Origin of the sequence: Methanococcoides seepicolus, assembly GCF_023684405.1 — an archaeon.
Taxonomy (GTDB): Archaea; Halobacteriota; Methanosarcinia; order Methanosarcinales; family Methanosarcinaceae; genus Methanococcoides; species Methanococcoides seepicolus.
Genome location: NZ_JAGSOI010000124.1, coordinates 1 through 2131, shown reverse-complemented (window position 1 = coordinate 2131; position 2131 = coordinate 1). Strand labels below are relative to the sequence as shown.

Here is a 2131-nt window from a genome sequence, read left to right as displayed (position 1 = left end):
TGAGCATGGGTGCGGAGAACCTTCCCACCTCATCCACAGCAAGTCGCGGACATGCAGTGCTCACAAAAGCATCCACTTTGAACTGCAGCATCTGGTCAGGGGTGATGAGGTCGAGTATCAATATATAGGCGGTCTTGCCCTTCTCCTCGGCAAGTTCTTTAAGTTCCCTGGCAAGTTCCATTCTGTATTGCCCTGGTTTACTGGAAACAATGATCCCGAAAGACTCGGCATCAAGTGACTTCGCAATGGCCGCACTACGCTGACGCATGATAAGGGACGGGTCTACCTCCCTCACATCCTTCGAGAATGGGTCTGCAATAAGGACCCTCTTTCCGGTAGCAAGCGAAACCCCAAGCGGATGGAACCCTCCACTGCCAATATACAGGAACTCCTCACAGTCCAGGTCGTCAGCAACCGAAAAATTGCATCCCAGCACCTGTCCGGAGTATGCAATCTTACTGTCGCCTCTTCCTATGGCTACGACCTTGCCGTTGGCCTCAAGGATCTCACGGACCTCCGGCAACTTATGGACATGCTGTACAGTGGTCAGAAGTCCCACTTTCTTCCCATGGAGTTCCTCCAAGGCCTTGAGAACAACATCCTTGACGTCCGCATCGGAGCGTGTCTCTATAAAGATGACCTTGTCGCTATACCTGTTATCATCAAGTTGAGCATGTCCGAAATGGAAGAGCAGGTCAACATTTTCAAGTATGGGTATATCGAGGTCACAAGCACCATAACAAGGATTTGCAGAAATAATTATTTCCACTCCGGTAGCTTCGCTGATCTCTGAAGCAATAGCAGGAGCACGCCTTTTAAAACCCTCCGGGAATTGCAGTCCGATAATCTCAGGTCTCGCTTTCCTTATTATCCCAATGATATGGTCTATCTGAAAATCGAAAGGCTCACTGCTGCTCACCGGCCACCTCCAAAATAGAGACCCCGTTCATATCGACATCTATCTTCACAAGTGTCTCGACCTTATAGCCCATATCGCTTATCTCTGCAGCACCATCGCCTCTGCTGATGACCACGATAACATTACAGATCTCGGCCCCCATTTTCTCAAGTGCCGGAAGAAGGGCTTTCAATGTGCCGCCGGTACTGATAACATCATCCACAACAAGGATATTCTCGCCCTTGTTCACTCCGTTGATGTAAAGCTCGCCTTTTGAATATCCCGTGCTCTGTGAAAGGACTACCTCGCCCTCAAGTCCGTATTGCCTTTTCCTGACAATGGACATGGGCTTTCCTGTCTTCATTGAAAGTACCGTTGCCAGTGGAATTCCCATTGCTTCGATGGAAACTATCCTGTCGTAATCGCTTCCCGCAATATCTATCATATGGTCGGCGATCTCATCCAGCAGCTCCGGCTCAAGAGATGGAACCCCATCTGAGATCGGGTGTATGAAATACGGATATTCGCCTCTTATCACAATGGGTGCCTTACGGAGTGATTCCTGAAGAACTTCTAACATGTTATCCTGCCTTTTATGTTTAAAAAATGACCGCGTTCGCAGTCCCGGGGGTAACGACCCAGCCTCATCGAATATTAGAGGCAGAAGATGCAATATCTGTCAGATCGTCACGCTCTCCTTTTATAGCAGAATAAAGTGTTTCTTTACTTAAAAGTACTGGATGGTAATATTTACCGCAGGCAACATCTGCCAGCTTTTGTGCAAGGTCACTTCCATTCCTACTGATATCGACAACAAGCATGTTTATCCTGTAATCGTTAAAACCCTTGCATACCTGTAGCAGTTCCCTTTCTATACTCCCGCCCCGGTTCAATGGGACGTTGGCAGTACCATCTGTCACGAGTATCATAATAGGGACCGCTGAAGGTTCGCGCTTCAATTCCTGAAGGATGGTCTCGACACCTGTGAGTATGCCGGAGACCATTGGTGTGGTTCCTCCGAAAGGTACCTTTTCCAGATATCTCTTTGCAGATTCCACGGACGAAGTGAACGGTAGCACGAGTTCTGCCGACCTTCCGCTATACGTAACAAGAGATACCCTGTCTCTTCTCTGATACGCATCTTTGAGAAGTGCGAGAACAACATCTGTTGTGATCTTTATCTTCTCTTTTTCATCCATGGAATCAGAAGTATCAAAAACGATATTTATCAGT

3 protein-coding genes are annotated in these 2131 nt (G+C 47.8%); all 3 read right to left on the bottom strand.

What is annotated here, in order from left to right; genetic code table 11:
- Positions 1–919: diphthamide biosynthesis enzyme Dph2 (gene dph2 / locus KDK67_RS13940; RefSeq protein ID WP_250869452.1), on the bottom strand; the 919-nt coding region annotated here is incomplete at its 3' end.
- Positions 906–1478 carry a hypoxanthine/guanine phosphoribosyltransferase gene (gene hpt / locus KDK67_RS13935; protein WP_250869451.1) on the bottom strand — a complete coding sequence of 191 codons (573 nt, stop codon included), beginning with the start codon at positions 1476–1478 and terminating at the stop codon, positions 906–908. The genes hpt and dph2, both read right to left, overlap by 14 nt.
- Before the next feature lie 64 nt (positions 1479–1542).
- On the bottom strand, positions 1543–2131 hold a 589-nt coding region (locus KDK67_RS13930; RefSeq protein WP_250869450.1), incomplete at its 5' end, for a VWA domain-containing protein.